The sequence below is a fragment of the Enterobacter sp. CM29 genome (assembly GCF_013179605.1).
GTDB lineage: Bacteria > Pseudomonadota > Gammaproteobacteria > Enterobacterales > Enterobacteriaceae > Enterobacter > Enterobacter intestinihominis.
Genome location: NZ_JABMCU010000012.1, coordinates 1 through 19,001, shown reverse-complemented (window position 1 = coordinate 19,001; position 19,001 = coordinate 1). Strand labels below are relative to the sequence as shown.

Genomic DNA, 19,001 nt, shown 5'->3' with positions numbered 1-19,001 from the left:
TACGATTAGCCTAATCTACAGTCCCAGCACCAGCTGACGCTCCAGCTGAGGATCCAGCAATGTGACGTGCAGCCCCACCAGCCTTACCCCTCGTCCGCCCCGCCGCTCTTCCCATGCCTTTTTTGCCGTCGCAATAAGATCCTCTTTGTTGAGGCGTGGCCAGACGTGCTCCTGCGTCGTCTGCTGAAAATCGTTAAATTTCAGTTTGATGCCCTGCCGGGCAATAAGCAGATCTGGTTTGACCTTCAGTAAGCGTCGTTCAAGCTCAGGATAGAGTTGTTCCGTAATAATGGTTTCACACTCTGTCCAGTCATGGATATCTTCGCTCAGCGTGCGTTCAACGCCGACCGATTTACGCAGCCGTTCGTTGTTCACATCCCGGTCATCAATGCCCTGACTGCGTTCCCACAGTACGCGGCCAAACTTACCAAAACGCTTAAGCAGCAGCGCCAGATCGCTGCGCTGAACGTCTTCACAGGTGCGTAGCCCCATATTTTCCAGCTTCGCGGCGGAGACTTTACCCACACCGGGGATTTTGCTGAGCGGCAGCGTCTTTAAAAACGCCGGAACCTCTTCCGGGGTGATGACGTACTGGCCGTTGGGCTTATTTAAATCGGAGGCGATTTTGGCGAGAAATTTTATCGGCGCGACGCCTGCCGATGCCGTCAGGTTCAGCTCGTTAAAAATAGTCTGGCGGATCTCCTGCGCCATCAGGGTGGCGGAGCCGTGGCAGTGCACGCTGTGGGTGACATCCAGATAGGCTTCATCCAGCGATAACGGTTCAATCAGAGAGGTGTAGCGGGAGAAGATCTCCCGAATGTGGTTCGATGCTTCTTTATAGGCATCAAAACGTCCGGGCAAAAGAGTGAGATGCGGGCACAGTTTCAGCGCCATCGCTGTCGGCATGGCGCTGCGCACACCGTATTTGCGAGCAGGATAGTTGGCGGTGCTGATGACACCGCGCTGAACCCGGCTGCCGCCAATGGCGATGGGAATATCCCGCAGCGCCGGGTTGTCACGCATCTCCACTGCGGCAAAAAAGCAGTCCATATCGACATGGATTATTTTGCGCATAGTAAGCCCTCACTCATTACTGGATAAGTATACAGTAAACAAATGAGGGTTGAGAAGTGTGCGTGGGAATTGTCGGGTGGCGGCGTTGCCTTACCCGACATACAAGACTAAATAATGCGTTGCTGCTCGCGAGCCATCCGTTTTTTTCGCGCATCGCACGGTTCCGGACAATCGCACACTTTTTCCATTCCGATGGAAGATATACCTCCACAGCTGCCCTGGATGCTTTTACGCTTGATGATCCAGCCTAAGGACATCCCGAATATCACCAGTACAAACACCGCAAAGGTCGCCAGAAAGGTCAGCATAATCAGCCTCCGAAATCATCGAGCATGATGTTCTCATCTTCCACGCCAAGATCTTTTAGCATCTTAATCACGGCAGCGTTCATCATTGGCGGGCCACACATATAAAACTCGCAATCTTCCGGTGCCGGGTGCTGTTTGAGGTAATTTTCATACAGCACGTTGTGGATGAAGCCCGTATAACCTGTCCAGTTATCTTCCGGCTGCGGATCGGATAACGCCACATGGAAGGTAAAGTTAGGGTTATCACGTGCCAGTTGTTCAAACTCATCGTCATAGAACATTTCGCGCAGTGAACGCGCCCCGTACCAGAAGCTGATCTTGCGCTTGCTGCCAAGGCGTTTGAGCTGGTCAAAGATATGTGAACGCATCGGCGCCATACCCGCACCGCCGCCGATAAAGACCATTTCCGCGTCGGTGTCTTTGGCAAAGAATTCGCCGAACGGGCCGGAAATAGTCACTTTGTCGCCAGGCTTGAGGGACCAGATATAGGACGACATGACGCCAGGGGGTGCATCAGGCACATTCGGCGGCGGCGTGGCGATACGCACGTTGAGCATAATAATGCCCTTCTCTTCCGGATAGTTAGCCATGGAATAAGCGCGAAGCGCGGGCTCTTTTACTTCGGAAACAAAGCGGAAGAGGTTAAATTTATCCCAGTCGGCCCGGTACTCCTCGGGCACGTCGAAGTCAGCATACGCCACGGTATGTGCCGGACAATCAATCTGGATATACCCACCCGCACGGAACGGGACGCTCTCCCCTTCAGGAACGCGCAGCTTGAGCTCTTTAATGAACGTGGCTTTGTTATCGTTAGAGATAACTTCGCACTCCCATTTTTTCACGCCGAAGATCTCCTCCGGCAGCTCAATCTTCATGTTCTGGCGCACAGCGACCTGACACGCCAGACGGCAGCCCTCTTTCGCTTCACGCTTCGTGATATGCGACAGTTCTGTTGGCAGAATATCACCGCCTCCCTCTTTCACCGTCACACGGCACTGTCCACAGGAGCCACCGCCGCCACAGGCAGACGAGACAAAAATCCCGTTGCCGGAGAGCGTGTTAAGCAGCTTATCCCCTGCCGGGGTACGGATCTGATTCTGCGGATCGTCATTGATATCAATGATCACATCCCCGGAATTCACCAGCTTCGCACGCGCTGCCAGGATCAGCCCTGACAGCACCAGTACTATCAGCGTGAACATCACCACGCCAAGAATAATTTCCATCTTTTAGCCCTTATAGCTGCACACCGGAGAAGGACATAAAGCCCAACGCCATCAGGCCGGTGGTGATAAAGGTGATCCCTAAGCCACGAAGCCCCGCAGGTACGTTGGCATATTTCATTTTTTCACGGATCCCCGCCATGGTGACAATCGCCAGCATCCAGCCGATACCGGAACCGAAACCATACACAACCGATTCACTGAAGTTGTAATCGCGCTGAACCATAAATGAGACGCCACCGAAAATGGCGCAGTTCACCGCGATTAGCGGCAGGAAGATCCCCAGTGCGTTGTACAGCGACGGGAAGTATTTATCGAGGATCATCTCCAGGATCTGAACAAGCGCCGCAATCACCCCGATAAAGGTGATGAAGTTCAGGAAGCTAAGATCAACGCCCTCCACCAGCGCGCCATCGCGAAGCACGAAGTTGAACACCAGGTTGTTAATCGGAACGGAAAGCCCCAGCACAACAGTGACCGCCACACCCAGACCGAATGCCGTCGATACCTTCTTAGAAACAGCAAGGAACGTACACATGCCCAGGAAGAAAGCGAGCGCCATGTTTTCAACAAACACCGCGCGCACAAATAAACTCAGGTAATGAGCCATCGTCGGTTACTCCTTTTCCTGCTGTTCAGGCTTCAGCGTACGAATCAGCCAGATCAGCAAACCGATAATGAAAAATGCGCTTGGTGCCAGCAGGAACAGGCCGTTCGGCAGATACCAGCCGCCGTTCTGTACCGTATCCAGCACCGGAATGCCAAACAGTTTGCCGCTGCCAATAAGTTCGCGCAGGAAACCAACCGTCAACAGGATCACACCGTAACCCAGCCCGTTGCCTATACCGTCCATAAAGCTCGCCAGTGGCGGCATTTTCATCGCATAGGCTTCAGCGCGCCCCATCACGATACAGTTGGTGATAATCAGGCCGACAAACACCGAAAGCTGCTTCGAGGTTTCATAAGCGAAGGCGCGCAGAAGCTGATCAACCACGATCACCAGCGAGGCGATGATCGCCATCTGGACAATGATCCTCACGCTGTTGGGTATGTGGTGGCGGATCATTGAGATAAACATGCTGGAAAACGCTGTCACCAGCGTTACCGCCAGCGTCATGACCACCGCCGTTTCCAGCTTAGTGGTTACCGCCAGAGCCGAGCATACGCCCAGCACCTGAAGCGTTATCGGGTTATTGGCTAAAAGTGGGCCAATCAGCACCTTTTTAACTTCTTTCAGTTCACCCGTATCAGCCATTGTTCAGCGCTCCTTCACGTACATTCTTCAGGAAGGGACCAAAGCCCAGTTCACCCATCCAGAAATCAAAGCTGTGCTGCACCCCATTAGAGGTGAGCGTGGCGCCGGAAAGGCCATCAACGGCAAATTCATCACCGGGACGCGCTCCTCCTTTCACCACCTTCAGCGCAGGCTGGCCGTTATCATCGAGCACTTTTTTACCGACAAACTGTGCCCGCCAGTTAGGGTTCTCAACTTCGCCCCCCAGCCCTGGTGTTTCGCCCTGATCGTAATATGTAATGCCTTTGACCGTACGGCCATCGGTATCCAGCGCCACAAAGGCGTACATCATTGACCATAAACCGTTGCCATAGATGGGCAACACGATTTCCTGGATGCGCTTTTGCTCGTCGCGGACGAGGTAAATCTCCGCGACATTGCTGCGGCGCTTAATGCCTGCCGGATCCTGCGAGGCGTCAAGCATGGTGCTCATCTGCGGATCTTTTAGCGCCAGCGCCTGGTTATATTTCGCCGGGTCTTTATCCATTAACTCCCCGGTTTTTAAATCCACCAGCCGTGCGGTAATGCGTTCGGCAAACACCGCTGCGACGTCATCCTTCGTCATGCCTTCCTGCATCAGCCCGGCAACGGCAAGGATGTTACGCTGTTTATCCAGCGCACGTTGCTCCTGCTGTAGCGGTTTCAACCCAACGGCAGAACCGGCCACGACAATGGAACAGACCAGACACAGTACCAGCACCACCAGCAGCGTTTTGCTGATACTGTCGTTATTTTTGATCTCAGCCACGCGCCTTCCTCCGCTTAATGTTGGCGCGCACGACCAGATAGTCGAACAGCGGCGCAAACAGATTGGCAAACAGAATGGCCAACATCATCCCTTCCGGATAGGCCGGGTTGACCACGCGAATCAGTACACACATCACCCCAATGAGCGCGCCGTAGCACCATTTTCCTCTGTCGGTAAACGAAGCCGAGACGGGATCGGTGGCCATGAACATCATGCCAAACGCAAAGCCTCCCAGCACGAGGTGCCAGTACCACGGCATGGAGAACATCGGGTTAGTGTCTGAACCAATGAAATTGAAAAGCGTGGCGGTGAGGACCATCCCAAGCATGACGCCAGCGACAATGCGCCAGGACGCCACGCGGCCAAAGAGGATGATGGCTCCGCCGATCAAAATCATCAGGGTAGACACTTCACCGATGGAGCCTGGAATATTGCCAATAAACGCATCAAACCAGGTGACAGGCTGTCCGGTTGCATTGTTAACCAGCGTTTCGCCGCCGCCAGCCGCCCACTGTGAAAGTGGCGTCGCGCCGGAGAATCCGTCTGCTGCCGTCCACACCAGGTCGCCCGAGATTTGCGCCGGATAAGCAAAGAACAGGAACGCGCGCCCTGCCAGTGCCGGGTTGAGGAAGTTGCGTCCGGTCCCGCCGAAGATCTCCTTGGCAATCACCACGCCAAAGCTGATCCCCATCGCCGCCTGCCAGAGCGGCAGCGTTGGCGGAACAATCAGCGCAAACAGAATAGAGGTAACAAAGAAGCCCTCGTTGATCTCATGTTTGCGAATAATAGCGAACAGAACCTCCCAGAAACCGCCCACAATAAAGACAGTCATATAGATGGGGAGGAAGAAGACAGCGCCCAGCGTCATCATGCTGATCCAGCCTGCATCTGCCGCAAAGCTCACCCCCAGCGACTGCGCCAGACGATAGTGCCAGTCAGACTGAATCACCTGCGCCAGCTGCTCTGCATCGTACATATGGTGCAGCGCCGGAATAGTCTGCAACCCAACGTTATACATCCCCCAGAACATGGCCGGGAAGACCGCAAACCAGACCAGAATCATCATTCGCTTGAGGTCGATGGCGTCGCGAACGTGCGCCGCGCCTTTCGTCACCAGACCCGGGGTGTAGAAAATGGTCGTTGTCGCTTCATACAGCGGGTAGTACTTTTTGAGCTTCCCTTCGGTAAAGTGCGGCTCAATTTTTTCAAAGAGGTGTTTTAAGCCCATGGTTATCCTTCCTGCTCAATGCGGGTTAACACCTCGCGCAATACGGGTCCATATTCGTATTTACCTGGACACACATAGGTACACAGCGCCAGATCTTCCTCGTCCAGCTCCAGACAGCCCAGCGCCTGGGCACCGTCGGTATCGCCGGCCAGCAGATCGCGCAGCAGCACAGTGGGCAGAATATCCAGCGGCATCACGCGTTCGTAGTTGCCAATCGGGACCATGGCGCGCTCACCGCCGTTGGTGCTGGTGGAGAAGTTAAACAGCTTACGACGCAAAAAGTGGCCGAGCGTGGTACGGGTTACCGAGTATTTTTCCGCGCCAGGCAGCACCCAGCCGAACAGCTCTTTCTCGCGCCCTTCAAGCACCACGCTCACCTGAAGATGGAAACGACCCAGCCAGGCCATCGGGCCTGTCGCGTGCCTGCCGCTCAGCACCGAACCGGAAATAATGCGGTTTTCACCTTCTTTCGTTTCGCCAGCCAACAGCGCCGTCAGGTCTGCCCCAAGCAGCGTGCGAACCAGACGCGGTTGGGTTGCCTGAGGGCCGCCGATGGCAATAATGCGTTCTGCGCACAGCTCACCCGTGGTGAAGAGCTTACCGATAGCGATCACGTCCTGATAATTAAGATGCCAGACCTGTTTCGTCAGGCTTACCGGCTCCAGGAAATGAATATGCGTTCCCACCAGCCCGGCCGGATGCGGGCCGGCAAATTCATTAAAGGCGACCTGCCCTTGCGGATGCCCGCCCAGCTTACCGCCGCTGGCCTGGCAGACATGCACTTTGCCCGGCGTCAGGCGCGTTAACACGGTGAGGCCGGCATCGAAAGCTTTGCGTTCCGCCAGGATAAGAGGCTGCGGATCCGCGCTGAGCGGGTTAGTGTCGATGGCCGTAACGAAGATAGCGGCTGGCACAGTGCCAGGTACGGGCGTTTTGCTATAGGGACGCGTGCGAAGCGCCGTCCACAGTCCTGATTCCAGCAGTTGCGTCTGCACTGCGTCGTGGCTGAGGGTAGCGAGATCGGCGGCGTCAAAACGCGCAAACTCGCGTTTCTCATCGCCTTCAATTTGAATAACTACCGATTGCAGAACGCGACGCTCACCACGATGGATGGCGGCAACGGTGCCGCTGGCAGGGGCTGTAAACATAACGCCAGGATTTTTTTTATCCTCGAAGAGTGCCTGGCCTTTTATTACACGATCGCCTTCCTGTACCAGCATCGCGGGGCGCATGCCCACGTAATCATCACCCACAATAGCGACATGATGAATACTGGCGCCGGTCGTTACGTGCTGTTCAGGCACGCCAGAGATTGGCAGATCGAGTCCTTTTCTGATTCTAAACATGTGGTTAGCAGGTATCCATGAACAACAATCCAGAGAGGCCGGAGTGTACCATTTTCGGCCCTGCCAAGGGCAGTAAATCCGCCGTCTGGCGCGCCGAAATGCGAGCTATTGCGCAAAGTTCCTGGAGTCAGGACAATATGAATGGGTTATAAAGTAAAACTAATTTGTAAACGCAAAGGTTGGCTCTTGCGAAAATCTCCATCGGTGCTAATGTGAGCGCTCCTGTCCAGATTAGTCTGATTTCGGGTGTCTTTTGCCGTTCTGGCAAGTTGGTCATTGTTTTATCAAGGAACCAGTAGTATGCGTAAAATCGCATTGTTCATTGCGATGCTTCTGATACCGTGCATGTCGTTTGCCGGGCTGCTTGGCAGTAATAGTTCAACGACGCCGGTCAGCAAAGAGTATAAACAGCAGTTGATGGGATCCCCTGTTTATATTCAAATCTTCAAGGAAGAGCGCACACTCGATCTGTTTGTCAAAATGGGCGAGACGTATCAACTGCTCGATAGCTACAAAATCTGTAACTATTCTGGCGGACTGGGGCCGAAACAGCGCCAGGGTGACTTCAAAAGTCCGGAAGGGTTTTACAACGTTCAGCGTAACCAGCTAAAACCGGACAGCCGCTTCTATAAAGCGATTAACATCGGTTTCCCCAATGCCTTCGACCGTGCGCACGGTTACGAAGGGAAATACCTGATGATCCACGGCGCCTGCGTGTCTGTCGGCTGTTATGCGATGACGGATTCCGGCATTGATGAAATCTTCCAGTTTGTCACGGGCGCACTGGTCTTCGGCCAGCCGAATGTTCAGGTCAGCATCTATCCGTTCCGTATGACGGATGCCAACATGGCGCGCCATAAGTACTCTGTTTACACAGATTTCTGGAAACAGCTAAAACCGGGTTATGACTACTTCGAGCAGACCCATAAGCCGCCGGTGGTGTCCATCGTCAATGGCCGTTACGTGGTGAGTAAACCGCTCAGCCATGAAGTGGTTCAGCCTCAGCTGGCGTCAAATTACGCGGTCCCCGAGACAAAATAGCGCCCACTCGCCTGGCATGATCTTTTGCCAGGTTTCATTGCCCGTCAGCGGCTGCGTTGCAATGACAGTGACCACATCGTTCGGTGTGGTCTCCTTCTGAAAATCAATTTCCACATCCTGATCGAGCAGCGTGGCGACGCCAAACGGCGCACGTCGGGTGATCCAGAACAGATTCGTCGAGCAGAATGCCATCACGTAGCGTCCGTCAGACAGCAGCATATTAAACACGCCCTTCTCGCGTAACTCAGACGCCAGTGACGCTATGTACTTAAATACTGCGGTCATGTTGCCGGGCGTACGGGGGTAGCGCTCGGTCAGCTTGTGCAGCAGCCAGCAAAATGCTTTTTCGCTGTCCGTTTCACCGACAGGACGAAAATTGCCGGTTTCCAGTGATTTATAGCCCGAGAGCTGCCCGTTGTGCGCATAGGTCCAGTTACGTCCCCACAGTTCACGGGTAAACGGATGGGTATTTTCCAGCGCCACTTCGCCACGATTGGCCTGGCGGATATGGGCGATCACCGAACAGGATTTAATAGGATAGTCCTGCACCAGTCTGGCAATGGGTGAGTTAAAGCTGGGCTGTGGATCTTTAAACGTGCGACATCCTTTGCCTTCGTAGAAGGTAATGCCCCAGCCGTCTTTATGCGGCCCGGTTCCTCCACCGCGCTGAACCAGCCCGGTGAAACTAAAGCAGATATCGGTTGGCACATTGGCGCTCATCCCGAGCAGTTCGCACATAGAACACCTCCACAACAGCGGGGGGCACCGGCGCCCCCCAGCGAAGTCTTACTTAACCATCTCTTTTTCGATCAGTTGGATCAGGATGTGGATCACTTTGATGTGAATTTCCTGAACGCGATCCGCATAACCGAAGTGTGGTACACGGATTTCAATGTCCGCTGTACCGTCCATCTTACCGCCATCTTTCCCGGTCAGGATGATCACTTTCATGCCCTTCTCACGCGCGGCGGCGATCGCTTTGATCACGTTAGCGGAGTTACCGGACGTGGAGATCCCCAGCAGCACGTCGCCTTCACGGCCTACGGCTTCAACGTAGCGGGAAAAGATATGGTCGTAACCGAAGTCGTTGCCTACACAGGAGATGTGGCTCACGTCGGAAATCGCAATCGCCGGGTAGCCCGGACGGTTTTCGCGATAGCGTCCGGTCAGCTCTTCGGCGAAGTGCATGGCGTCACAGTGGGAACCGCCGTTACCGCAGGAGAGCACTTTACCGCCGGCTTTGAATCTGTCGGCAAGCAGGACCGCCGCGCGCTGAATAGCGTGAATATTGGCATCATCTTTCAGAAAATTCGCCAGCGTTTCCGCCGCTTCGTTCAGTTCGTTACGAATAAGATCCTGGTACATGAGGATAATCCTTCAGTATTGATGAAATAACACAGTGGAGTGTACCGGATAGCAGTAAAAGCGAGAAGCTAAAGCCATGCGAATCGTCCGGCGTTTTGATTTTTTGTGCCGGCTAAAACGCGAACAATGTGAACCAGGTTGTAATTATTTTGTAAACACATTGCTAAAGGAAATGACATCAACTACAACCATATCATCACAAGTGGTCAGACCTCCTACAAGCAAGGGAGCTTTTCTTTATGATGATTTTGAGCATTTTCGCAACCGTTGTGCTGCTCGGGGTGTTGTTCTATCACCGTGTCAGTTTATTCCTGAGTAGCCTGATTCTTCTGGCCTGGACGGCAGCACTTGGCGTCGCTGGCCTGTGGAATATCTGGGTACTTGTTCCCCTGGCAATCATTTTGCTGCCGTTTAACCTGACGCCGATGCGTAAGTCGATGATCTCCGCGCCGGTGTTCAAGGGATTCCGTAAAGTGATGCCGCCGATGTCGCGCACGGAGAAAGAGGCGATTGATGCGGGCACGACCTGGTGGGAAGGCGATCTGTTCCAGGGCAACCCGGACTGGAAAAAGCTGCACAACTACCCGCAGCCGCGTCTGACCGCCGAAGAACAAGCCTTTATTGACGGCCCGGTGGAAGAAGCCTGCCGCATGGCGAACGATTTTGCCATCACTCACGAAATGGCCGACCTGCCGCCTGAGCTGTGGGCATATCTGAAAGAGCATCGCTTCTTCGCGATGATCATTAAGAAAGAGTACGGCGGTCTGGAATTCTCCGCTTACGCTCAGGCTCGCGTCCTGCAAAAACTGGCGGGTGTTTCCGGGATCCTGGCGATCACCGTTGGCGTGCCAAACTCCTTAGGCCCGGGCGAGCTGTTACAGCATTACGGTACGGAAGAGCAGAAAGATCACTATCTGCCGCGTCTGGCGCGTGGTCAGGAAATTCCGTGCTTCGCGCTGACCAGCCCGGAAGCCGGTTCTGATGCCGGTGCGATCCCGGATACTGGCGTGGTCTGCATGGGCGAATGGCAGGGCGAACAGGTGCTGGGCATGCGCCTGACCTGGAACAAACGTTATATCACCCTGGCGCCTATCGCCACCGTACTCGGTCTGGCGTTCAAACTTTCTGACCCGGAAAAACTGCTGGGCGGTGAAGAAGATCTGGGCATTACCTGTGCGCTGATCCCAACCTCGACCCCGGGGGTTGAAATTGGTCGTCGTCATTTCCCGCTGAACGTACCGTTCCAGAACGGCCCGACTCGCGGTCAGGATATCTTTGTGCCGATTGACTACATCATCGGTGGACCGAAAATGGCCGGTCAGGGCTGGCGTATGCTGGTGGAATGTCTGTCGGTGGGCCGCGGCATTACACTGCCATCGAACTCTACCGGCGGTCTGAAATCGGTGGCGATGGGGATTGGGGCTTACGCGCATATCCGCCGTCAGTTCAAAATCTCCATCGGCAAGATGGAAGGTATCGAAGAGCCGCTGGCGCGCATTGCGGGCAATGCCTACGTGATGGACGCCGCAGCCTCGCTGATTACCTACGGTATTATGCTGGGCGAGAAACCCGCCGTGCTGTCGGCGATTGTGAAGTACCACTGTACCCACCGTGCACAGCAGTCAATTATTGATGCAATGGATATCGCAGGCGGTAAAGGCATTATGCTTGGCGAAGGCAACTTCCTGGCGCGCGGCTATCAGGGCGCACCGATTGCCATCACCGTGGAAGGGGCAAACATCCTGACCCGTAGCATGATGATCTTCGGCCAGGGGGCGATTCGCTGCCATCCTTACGTGCTGGAAGAGATGGCCGCCGCGCAGAATAACGACGTGGATGCCTTCGACAAGCTGCTGTTCAAACATATCGGTCACGTTGGCAGCAATGAAGTGCGCAGCTTCTGGCTCGGCCTGACGCGGGGGCTGACCAGCGCGACGCCGACCCGCGATGCGACCAAACGTTATTACCAACACCTGAACCGTCTGAGCGCTAACCTGGCGCTGCTGTCTGACGTCTCCATGGCCGTTCTGGGCGGAAGCCTGAAGCGTCGCGAACGCATCTCCGCCCGTCTGGGTGATGTGCTGAGCCAGATCTTCCTGGCCTCTGCGGTGCTGAAACGCTACGACGATGAAGGCCGTCAGGAAGCGGATCTGCCGCTGGTGCACTGGGGCGTGCAGGATGCGATGTATCAGGCGGAACAGGCGATTGACGACCTGCTGGCAAACTTCCCGAACCGCTTCGTGGCGGGCGCCCTGCGCGCGGTGATCTTCCCGACCGGTCGTCACCATCTGGCACCGTCTGACAAGCTGGATCATAAAGTGGCGAAGATCCTCCAGGTACCAAGCGCAACCCGTTCCCGTATTGGCCGTGGTCAATACCTGGAACCTACCCCGCATAACCCGGTAGGTTTGCTGGAAGAAGCGCTGCTTGACGTGATGGCCGCCGACCCGATTCACCAGAAGATCTGCAAACAGCTGGGCAAAAACCTGCCGTTTACACGACTGGATGAGCTGGCAAAACAGGCGCTGGCGGGTGGCATCATCGACAACAGCGAAGCTGCCATTCTGGTGAAAGCCGAAGAGAGCCGTCTGCGCAGTATTAACGTGGATGATTTCGAACCTGAAGAGCTGGCGACTCAGCCGGTAAAGCTGCCAGAGAAGCACCGCAAACCTGAAGCGGCATAAGGTATTTTGCTCTCACAAACCCCGCCCCGCGCGGGGTTTTTTATTGCCACATTTTCTGGTAATGACGTGCTACAGTGTCAAAAAGTGTTTATTAAGGAGCCTGTATCGTGCCTGGTTTAAAGATTTCTGTTTTGCAGCAACCTTTAGTGTGGATGGACGGCCCCGCCAACCTTCGCCATTTTGATCGCCAGCTGGAAGAGATTACCGGACGCGATGTGATTGTCCTGCCGGAGATGTTCACCACAGGTTTCGCGATGGAGGCAGCAAAACAGTCCATGCCGCAGGACGAGGTGGTGGCCTGGATGCACGCCAGGGCGCAGGAAACAAACGCGCTGATTGCCGGCAGCGTCGCGCTCCAGACCGGGCGCGGACCGGTCAATCGCTTCCTGCTGGTCGAGCCGGAAGGAAACGTCCATTTCTACGATAAGCGCCACCTGTTCCGCATGGCGGATGAACATCAACATTATGAAGCCGGAAACGAACGCGTGGTATTTGAATGGCGCGGCTGGCGTATTCTGCCGCTAGTCTGCTATGACCTGCGCTTCCCGGTGTGGTCGCGCAACCGCAACGATTATGACCTGGCGTTGTACGTCGCCAACTGGCCCGCCCCACGCTCCCTGCACTGGCAGGCTTTACTGACCGCGCGCGCGATTGAAAATCAGGCTTATGTCGTTGGCTGTAACCGTGTAGGAACGGACGGCAACGGGCATCACTATCGCGGTGACAGCCGGGTGATCAGTCCGCAGGGTGAGATTATTGCCACCGCCGAGCCGCATCAGGCGACACGAATTGACGCTGAGATCTCGTTAACGGCGTTAAAGGAGTATCGGGAGAAGTTTCCGGCCTGGCAGGATGCAGATCCATTTAGCATTGGATAAGAAAAAGCCGGGTGGCGGCTGCGCCTTACCCGGCCTACAAATCAGCTCACCAACGCCTGCCCGTCTTTGCGGCTCTCCGTCGCAGCCACGTAGTACCCTTCCGGCATACGGTAAATCACCTGCGCGCCGCCAAAATTGTAATCCTGAAGCGGATCTTCCACCACTATCTGGTGTCCGCGCTCGCGCAGCGCCGCGATGGTATTGCGATCGAAGGTCGATTCAACAACCACTTCCCTGCCCTGCACCACGCGCCAGCGCGGGGCGTCAATCGCCGCTTGCGGGTTTTGCCCGTGCAGCATAATGCGCAGCGCCATCTGCATGTGCCCCTGCGCCTGCATCGGGCCGCCCATCACGCCGAAGGACATCAGCGGTTTGCCGTTACCGTCCATCGCAAAGCCCGGAATGATGGTGTGGAAAGGACGCTTGCTGCCCGCCAGCGCGTTCGGGTGTTTGGGATCGAGTACAAAGCCGCAGCCGCGGTTTTGCAGGCTGATCCCCGTATCCGGCACCACGATCCCTGAACCGAAGCCCATAAAATTGGACTGGATAAAGGAGATCATCATCCCGCTGGAATCCGCTGCGCTGAGGTAAACCGTCCCACTTTGCGTCGGCGATCCGTACACAAAATCAGAGGCTTTATCGTGGTTGATAAGCGCGGCGCGCGACTTCAGATAATGGTCGCTCAGCAGCGCTTTGGCGGCAAACTCCATATGCTCTTCATCCGCAACGTAGCGATCGAGATCCGCCAGCGCCAGCTTCATTGCCTCTATAGAGAGGTGCAGCCCCTGCACGGAATCCGGGTGATGTTTCTCGATGCCGCACTGCTCCAGAATGCCGAGTGCAATCAGGGTGGCGATCCCCTGACCGTTTGGCGGCAATTCCTGCACCGAACCGCCCGCGAAGTCGCGCGATAGCAGTTCCACCCAGTCCACACGGTGATTCGCCAGGTCTGCTTCGGTCAGGTGTGCACCATGTGCTTTGGCGAAGGCGGCAATTTTCTGCGCCAGTTCGCCACGGTAAAACGCGTCGCCGTTGGTTTTGGCGATCAGCTCCAGTGAGTTCGCCTGCGCCGGGTTACGGAAGATCTCCCCCACGCGCGGCGCGCAGCCTTCCGGCGCAAAGCAGGCACTAAACCCGGGCTGATCTTTCAGCTTGTTGTAGCCGCGCTGCCAGAGATGGCCGATCAGCGGCGAGACCGGGAAACCGTTGCGCGCGTAATCAATGGCTGGCTGCGCGAGCGTGGTCAGCGGCAGCGTGCCAAAACGTTCAGCCAGCGCCACCCAGCCCGACACCGCACCCGGCACGGTCACCGCGTCCCAGCCGATTTCCGGTACGGCGGTTTTTCCGGCAAACAGATCCGCATGCCAGCTGGCTGGCGAACGACCGGACGCATTCAGACCGTGAAGTTTTTCACCGTCCCAGACAATGGCAAAAGCATCGCTGCCGATGCCGTTGCCGGTCGGCTCGACAACGGTCAGCGCCATGGCGGTCGCAACCGCCGCATCAACGGCATTTCCGCCCAGCTGTAGCATCTTCATTCCCGCCTGTGCCGCCAGCGGCTGCGAGGTAGCAACGGCGTTATGGCCCATCATCGGCGGGCGTCGTGAATCGTAACCGGTTGTAAAATCGAGCGCTTTGGTCATCATGACTCCTTAGTCGTGGCGCGGATCGAGCGCATCGCGCAGCCCGTCGCCGAGTAAATTAAAGCCCTGAACGGCAAGGAAAATCGCCACGCCGGGGAAAACCGACATCCACGGCGCCTGTTCGAGAAACCCTTTTGCGGTGTTGAGCATGGAGCCCCAGGATGGGTTCGGCGGCTGTTGGCCTAACCCTAAAAACGAAAGGCTGGCTTCGGCGATAATCGCCGAGGCAATGGCCAGCGTGGCCTGCACCAGGATAGGTGACATCACGTTGGGCAGAACGTATTTAATGATGACCCAGCGGTCCGGCAGGCCAATCGCCCGCGCGCCGTCGATGTACTCTTCGTTGCGAATGGCGATCACCTGGCCGCGCGTCAGGCGGGCGAAGATCGGCATTGCCGAGAGTCCAATAGCGATCATGGCATTCGTCAGGCTTGGGCCTAAGAATGCCCCCAGCGCGATCGCCATGATCAGGAATGGACAGGCCAGCAGTGCCTCAATAAAGCGGGAGATCACCCCGTCCCACATCTTCTGGAAATAACCCGCCACCAGCCCCAGCGGCACGCCGATGACAACCGCGATCGCCACCGACATACAGCCCGCCATCAGCGAGGTTCTCGCCCCCCAGATAATGCGGGACAAGATATCGCGCCCCAGCTCGTCGGTGCCGAACCAGTACATCGCCGATGGCGCTTTGCGCACTGCGAGGAAGTTAGCTTTGACCGGGTCAAATGGCGCGATCCACGGCGCCAGCAGCGCCACCAGCACAAAAAAGCCCACCACAAGCGCGCCAATCACCGCACTTTTATTGGCGAGGAATTTTTTCAGCACCCGGTTTTGCGCGCGCGGCAGCGCGGGCGCCACGGTTTGCGTCGTCAGTTCCGCCATGATTAACCTCGCATTTTCGGGTTGATAAGGACGTAGAGCACGTCAGCCAGCAGGTTGAGCATCAGGAAACCGATCGCCACGATCAGCACTACGCCCTGCACCACCGCGTAGTCGCGGTTGAACACCGAGTCGACGATCATTTTGCCGAAGCCCGGAATGGTGAACACCTGCTCGGTCAGCACCGCCCCGCCCAGCAGCTCGCCGAACAGCAACGTGGTGAGGGTGATCACCGGCACCAGCGCATTGCGAAAGGCGTGCTTCAGGATCACCGCTTTCGGCAGCAGCCCCTTAGCGCGCGCGGTGCGGATGTAATCCGCTTTCAGCACCGCAATCATCGACGCGCGGGTATGGCGCATCAGCGTCGCCGCCAGGCCGGTTCCGAGCACGGACGCGGGCAGCAGCAATGTCCGCATGTTCTGGATCGGATCTTCACTGAACGGCACATAACCGGACGCAGGCAACCATTGCAGGTTTACTGAAAAGACCAGAATCAGCAGGATCCCCAGCCAGAAGTGCGGTATTGAGATCCCCGAGATCGCCACAAAGTTCGCCCCGTGATCGACCCAGCTGTTTTTGTTCACCGCCGCGAGGATCCCCATGCTGATACCAAACACCAGCGCGATAATCATCGCCAGCAGCGACAGTTCCAGCGTGACCGGCAGCTTGCTGGCAATCAGTTGCGTGACCGGCTCATGAGTGCGTAAGGAGACACCCAGATCGCCTTGCAGCGCGCGCGTCAGCCAGTTGAAATACTGCACGGGGATCGGCGCGTCCAGATTCAGCTCAGCACGCAGCTGGGCGATCACTGCCGGATCGCGCTCCTCCCCGGCCATGGCAATCAGCGGATCGCCAGGCAGCAGCTTTTGCAGGCCGAACACCATCATGCTCACCAGCAGCAGAGTGGGTATAGCCAGCAGCAGACGTTTGCAAATCAGTTCCAGCATGGGTTCTCCTCAGGAGGTTTATTTCGCCAGCGTTAAGCCAGCCAGACGCACAATGCCGTCCGGGTACGCTTTAAAGCCCTGCACGCGCTTGTTCAGGCCAAAAATGCGCGGTTCGAAGTAAAGGTATGCAATCGGCATATCGGTCTGAAGCTGCTTCACAACCTTGTCATACAGCGGCTGGCGAGCGGCCTGATCGGTGCTCTGGCGCGCCTGCGTCAGCCATTCATCCACCTGAGCATTGCTGTAGCGGCCGTCGTTGAGGGTGCCTTTGCTGTTGATAAAGCCGTAGATGCTGCCATCTGGATCCGGGCGACCCGACCAGCCGGAGAAGCTCAACTGGTAGTCACCGCTCTGCTGGCGATCCAGCAGCGTGGCGAACTCGGTCATTTGCAGGTTCAGGTTAAAGCCCGCCTCTGCCACCATCGCCTGCAACACCTGGCCCACCTGCTGCGAGGTTGGGTTGTTCGGCACCAGCAGATTGACGGTCAGCGGCGCGGTGACGCCTGCGGCTTTCAGCAGCGCTTTGGCTTTGTCGACGTCACGCGGGGGAACCGGAAGATTGACGTGATACGGGCTTACCGGCGAAAACGCCTGGTTTGCCGGAGTGTAAAGCCCTTCGAACACTACCTGGTTTAAAGCATCGCGATCGATGGCCTGGGAAAATGCTTCACGCACGCGGGCATCTTTGAAGGGATCGTTCGCCGGGACTTTGCCATTGTTAATATTGAAGGTGATGCCCTGGTATCCGAGGCCCGTCACCTTCGCCAGCGCCAGCTTGCTGTCGGCTTCGACGGTTTTGACGTCGCTGGCGGCAATGCCTTCGGTCAGGTCGAGATCGCCCGCGCGGAGGTTCGCCAGGCGCACGGAGGCATCCGGGATCGGCAGATAGATAATTTTATCGAAGTGGTAGGCGTCTTTGTTCCAGTAGTTGTCGAAGCGGGTCAGCACAATGCGGTCCTGCGACACGCGGCTGTCGAATTTATACGGGCCGGAACAGACCGGATGGGCGGCAAAATCGGCTTTTTTCGCGGCTTCCGGCGCCATCATTGCGCCTGCGCGATCGGTGAGCTGCATCAGAAGTGCGGCATCCGGCGTTTTCAGGTGCAGGGCTATCTGCATCGGGCCGGTGACCTCCACCGACTCAACAGAAGAGAGTTCACTTTTACGCAGAGAGCCTTTTAGCGTCAGGGCCCGGTCGAGGTTGTATTTCGCGGCGGCGGCATCAAATTTTTCACCGTCGTGGAAGGCCACGCCTTCACGGAGATCCAGGGTCAGCGTTTTGCCGTCATCGCTCCACGCCCAGGATTTCGCCAGTCCCGGCACCACCTTGAGGTGCTCGTCCACGTCCACCAGCCGGTCACACAGGGAGGCAAAGACGAAGCGGCCATAATAGGTACGCGCCAGATGCGGGTCCAGCATGTCCGGATCTGCACCCAGGCCGATTCGCAGCACGCTTTCAGAATGGGCGGGCAGCGCCGCACTAAGCAACATAACACTTCCCAGTACGGTCAAAAGAGAATTACGCATTGTCATTATCATGAGTTCCTTGAAGGAAGGGAGGAGTGAGTAGCCGCGTGTTCAAACAGCGCGCGGCGGCGCAAAAATGCGGCGGATGGCGGTGCGATCTGTATAACGCTGCGATCGCGATTAATCTCCTGCCAGCGGTGGCAGGCGACCTGACGTCCGCCGTCGATTACCTGATGAATCGGCTCAACCTGACGACATTCATCGCTAACATAGGGGCAACGGGTGTGGAAACGGCAGCCGGAGGGCGGATTAGCCGGGTTCGGTAAATCACCCTGCAACAGCGGCGCATCCCGCGCTACGCCTGGCTGCATTTGCGGCGCAGAGGCAATTAATGCCTGGGTATAAGGATGCAGCGGCGCGTCGAAGATATCGTCGACGGTGGCCAGCTCGACGATTTGCCCAAGATACATCACCGCCACGCGGTCGCTCATATGACGGATAACCGCCAGACCGTGGGCGACGATCACCATCGTTAGCCCCAACTGGTGCTTCAGGCTTTCCAGTAAATTGACCACCTGTGCCTGGACGGAAACATCCAGTGCGGAAACCGGTTCATCGCCCAGCAGCAGCTTTGGGCCTGACGCCAGCGCGCGCGCAATGCCGATACGCTGACGCTGCCCGCCGGAAAATTCGTGCGGATAACGTCCGGCCCAGGCCGCGGGCAAGCCGACCGTCCTGAGCAGCTCGGCGACGTGGTACTGGCGATCCGCTTTTTTCATGTTCTGGTGCAGCCACAGCGGCTCACCGACAATCTGTTCTACCGTCATGCGCGGGTTCAGCGAGGCGAAGGGATCCTGAAAGATGATCTGTAGC

General features: G+C 56.6%; 18 protein-coding genes. 3 read left to right on the top strand and 15 right to left on the bottom strand.

Annotation, left to right across the window (positions count from 1 at the left end; translation table 11 throughout):
- Positions 1–15 precede the first annotated feature (15 nt).
- From dinB to HP459_RS03050, 8 genes are all read right to left on the bottom strand, one after another.
- Positions 16–1,074: a DNA polymerase IV gene (gene dinB / locus HP459_RS03085; RefSeq protein ID WP_063151174.1), complete on the bottom strand. Its 1,059-nt coding sequence runs from the start codon at positions 1,072–1,074 to the stop codon at positions 16–18.
- A 107-nt stretch (positions 1,075–1,181) separates the two neighbouring features.
- Positions 1,182–1,382 (bottom strand): (Na+)-NQR maturation NqrM, encoded by a 201-nt coding sequence (nqrM, locus tag HP459_RS03080; RefSeq protein WP_003863212.1) that lies wholly within the window; start codon positions 1,380–1,382, stop codon positions 1,182–1,184.
- Positions 1,383–1,384: 2 nt separating this feature from the next.
- The gene (nqrF, locus tag HP459_RS03075; protein ID WP_015571374.1) at positions 1,385–2,608 is read right to left on the bottom strand and encodes an NADH:ubiquinone reductase (Na(+)-transporting) subunit F; all 1,224 of its coding nucleotides are present in this window, start codon (positions 2,606–2,608) and stop codon (positions 1,385–1,387) included.
- Between the two features lie 10 nt (positions 2,609–2,618).
- Complete coding sequence (nqrE, locus tag HP459_RS03070; protein WP_003863217.1) at positions 2,619–3,215, bottom strand: NADH:ubiquinone reductase (Na(+)-transporting) subunit E; 597 nt, start codon at positions 3,213–3,215, stop codon at positions 2,619–2,621.
- A 6-nt stretch (positions 3,216–3,221) separates the two neighbouring features.
- Positions 3,222–3,860, bottom strand: a complete 639-nt coding sequence (locus tag HP459_RS03065; protein ID WP_003863219.1) for an NADH:ubiquinone reductase (Na(+)-transporting) subunit D — start codon at positions 3,858–3,860, stop codon at positions 3,222–3,224.
- The gene (locus HP459_RS03060) at positions 3,853–4,647 is read right to left on the bottom strand and encodes a Na(+)-translocating NADH-quinone reductase subunit C (protein WP_022647144.1); all 795 of its coding nucleotides are present in this window, start codon (positions 4,645–4,647) and stop codon (positions 3,853–3,855) included. The genes HP459_RS03065 and HP459_RS03060 overlap by 8 nt, the downstream gene beginning before the upstream one ends.
- Positions 4,640–5,875 (bottom strand): NADH:ubiquinone reductase (Na(+)-transporting) subunit B, encoded by a 1,236-nt coding sequence (locus HP459_RS03055; RefSeq protein ID WP_022647143.1) that lies wholly within the window; start codon positions 5,873–5,875, stop codon positions 4,640–4,642. The genes HP459_RS03060 and HP459_RS03055 overlap by 8 nt, the downstream gene beginning before the upstream one ends.
- Before the next feature lie 2 nt (positions 5,876–5,877).
- Positions 5,878–7,221, bottom strand: a complete 1,344-nt coding sequence (locus HP459_RS03050) for a Na(+)-translocating NADH-quinone reductase subunit A (RefSeq protein ID WP_022647142.1) — start codon at positions 7,219–7,221, stop codon at positions 5,878–5,880.
- Between the two features lie 300 nt (positions 7,222–7,521).
- Here HP459_RS03050 and dpaA point away from each other — a divergent pair, with 300 nt between their 5' ends.
- Positions 7,522–8,262 carry a peptidoglycan meso-diaminopimelic acid protein amidase gene (gene dpaA / locus HP459_RS03045; RefSeq protein WP_006810008.1) on the top strand — a complete coding sequence of 247 codons (741 nt, stop codon included), beginning with the start codon at positions 7,522–7,524 and terminating at the stop codon, positions 8,260–8,262.
- Here dpaA and HP459_RS03040 read toward each other — a convergent pair.
- Both HP459_RS03040 and lpcA read right to left on the bottom strand, forming a co-directional pair.
- Positions 8,233–9,000, bottom strand: coding sequence for a class II glutamine amidotransferase (locus HP459_RS03040; protein ID WP_017383120.1), 768 nt, complete (start codon positions 8,998–9,000; stop codon positions 8,233–8,235). The genes dpaA and HP459_RS03040 overlap by 30 nt on opposite strands.
- Before the next feature lie 48 nt (positions 9,001–9,048).
- On the bottom strand, positions 9,049–9,627 hold the full coding sequence (lpcA, locus tag HP459_RS03035; protein WP_171935925.1) for a D-sedoheptulose 7-phosphate isomerase: 579 nt from the start codon (positions 9,625–9,627) through the stop codon (positions 9,049–9,051).
- Between the two features lie 239 nt (positions 9,628–9,866).
- Between lpcA and fadE the strand changes: the two genes are divergently transcribed.
- Positions 9,867–12,311, top strand: a complete 2,445-nt coding sequence (fadE, locus tag HP459_RS03030; protein ID WP_023299388.1) for an acyl-CoA dehydrogenase FadE — start codon at positions 9,867–9,869, stop codon at positions 12,309–12,311.
- Between the two features lie 107 nt (positions 12,312–12,418).
- A complete protein-coding gene (locus HP459_RS03025; RefSeq protein WP_023305484.1) occupies positions 12,419–13,189 on the top strand; it encodes an amidohydrolase in 771 nt (256 codons plus the stop codon).
- 41 nt (positions 13,190–13,230) lie between these two features.
- Here HP459_RS03025 and HP459_RS03020 read toward each other — a convergent pair whose 3' ends face one another.
- The 5 genes from HP459_RS03020 to HP459_RS03000 all read right to left on the bottom strand — a co-directional run.
- Positions 13,231–14,832 carry a gamma-glutamyltransferase family protein gene (locus HP459_RS03020; RefSeq protein WP_171935932.1) on the bottom strand — a complete coding sequence of 534 codons (1,602 nt, stop codon included), beginning with the start codon at positions 14,830–14,832 and terminating at the stop codon, positions 13,231–13,233.
- 9 nt (positions 14,833–14,841) lie between these two features.
- Positions 14,842–15,717, bottom strand: coding sequence for an ABC transporter permease (locus HP459_RS03015; protein WP_063163972.1), 876 nt, complete (start codon positions 15,715–15,717; stop codon positions 14,842–14,844).
- Between the two features lie 2 nt (positions 15,718–15,719).
- Positions 15,720–16,661 carry an ABC transporter permease gene (locus HP459_RS03010; RefSeq protein WP_058646002.1) on the bottom strand — a complete coding sequence of 314 codons (942 nt, stop codon included), beginning with the start codon at positions 16,659–16,661 and terminating at the stop codon, positions 15,720–15,722.
- An 18-nt stretch (positions 16,662–16,679) separates the two neighbouring features.
- Positions 16,680–18,194: an ABC transporter substrate-binding protein gene (locus HP459_RS03005; RefSeq protein ID WP_171935924.1), complete on the bottom strand. Its 1,515-nt coding sequence runs from the start codon at positions 18,192–18,194 to the stop codon at positions 16,680–16,682.
- A 2-nt stretch (positions 18,195–18,196) separates the two neighbouring features.
- The coding region (locus tag HP459_RS03000) for an oligopeptide/dipeptide ABC transporter ATP-binding protein (protein ID WP_171935923.1) at positions 18,197–19,001 on the bottom strand (805 nt) is incomplete at its 5' end.